The organism is Paenibacillus sp. 01T422 (assembly GCF_056398785.1).
Window position 1 is genome coordinate 1 of sequence record NZ_JBFTQB010001248.1, and the last position, 1,397, is coordinate 1,397.

The 1,397-nt window shown below is 46.8% G+C and carries 2 protein-coding genes; both read left to right on the forward strand.

Features of this window, described 5'->3' with window-relative positions:
- The coding region (locus AC1DUA_RS37650) for a glycosyltransferase family 4 protein (protein ID WP_477504580.1) at positions 1–999 on the forward strand (999 nt) is incomplete at its 5' end.
- A 119-nt stretch (positions 1,000–1,118) separates the two neighbouring features.
- The coding region (locus AC1DUA_RS37655; protein ID WP_477504581.1) for a hypothetical protein at positions 1,119–1,397 on the forward strand (279 nt) is incomplete at its 3' end.

Sequence of the window (1,397 nt, forward strand, 5' to 3'; positions counted from 1 at the left end):
GCTCAGAGAATGCTGGCAGAGTTGGTCAATGGGCTTGCGGCAAAAGGTCATGACGTCACTGTTTTGATGCCGCCAGAAGGCACCATAAATTATACCATTCATGCCAAGATCATCCGCACCAAACAACACTTTGCGATTCTTGAAAAGGATTATCCCAAATCGGATGTGATTGTATCCAATTTCTATACGATCGTACCCGGAGCCCATCAAGCCAGCTTGAATGGAAAAGGCGTACACGTCCGCTTAAGCCTATGTTACGAGCCTGCCTTTTTGCCGGAAAATCAAATCTCGTTCCCTACGTATCACATCTCCAAGCACATTGCGGTTCTCTCTAATTGGCAAAAGCAGCTCATTGCGCTGAATCACGGTCATCAGGCGCATATTGTGCCGGTTGGCGTCGGCTCGGCTTTTCGGAATATGCATATTCGTGATGCTCAGACACAATTGCAAATATCGGCGATTATGCGGAGGCCAGAAGGCGGATATTCCTGGCATAGAGAGCAGGATTATTTAATCAACCAACTGGAAATCGTGCAAGCCAAGTATCCCCATGTCCGTGTCAACCTGATGTCTCCTCCAGAAGAATTTCATAGTTCTCCCCTCTTACAGGCAATCAAAGCCAATCATCCAACTTTTCGCTATTTAACTCCTGGGCACGATGGCGCCATGGCCTATCACTATAACGAGACGGATATATTCGTGAACTCTTCTACCTATGATTCTGCCTCAATACCAGGACTAGAGGCTATGCGCTGCGGGGCAGCTTTGGTCACGACCTACAATGGTGGCAATATGGATTACTGCCGGCATGAGCACAACGGTCTGATGTCTTACCGCTATGAGAACCGCTTGGCAGCTGATATTAGCCGGTTGATAGAGGATGCCGATTTGCGTAGAAGACTAGCAACTGCCGGGGAAATCGAGGCGGCGAAATGGACGTGGGAGCGCAGCGTAGATGCCTTTGAAAGAGTGCTATATGACATCCGAGCATCCCGATAGATACCCAGATTTATATTTTTAGGTGATAGTCTAGGACGAGGGTCTACACCGCTGAGTAGTATAGGAGTGTGATGAAATCCAGTTTTTGTAAGTATATGTAAAAACCTTGGAGGTGCACTATGTCTCGTATAACAGAAGACTGCGTGGTAAAGAAAACCACTCGTGTTGTTAAGAAAAAAGACTGCAGCACGAGGAACAGAGGCAAGAAAGGTAAGTGTCATGTATGCAAGAAAAAGTTAAGAGGAAGAACGATCAAAGTCATCTGCAAGCAGCCTAAAGCCCCTATCGTCAATTTCACGACCCCTCCTGCGGAAGTCAATGTGCAAACAAATCCCCCAGAAGTTCATATTACAACACCACCTCCTATCGTTAACGTAGAGACTCCTAAACCTGATGTT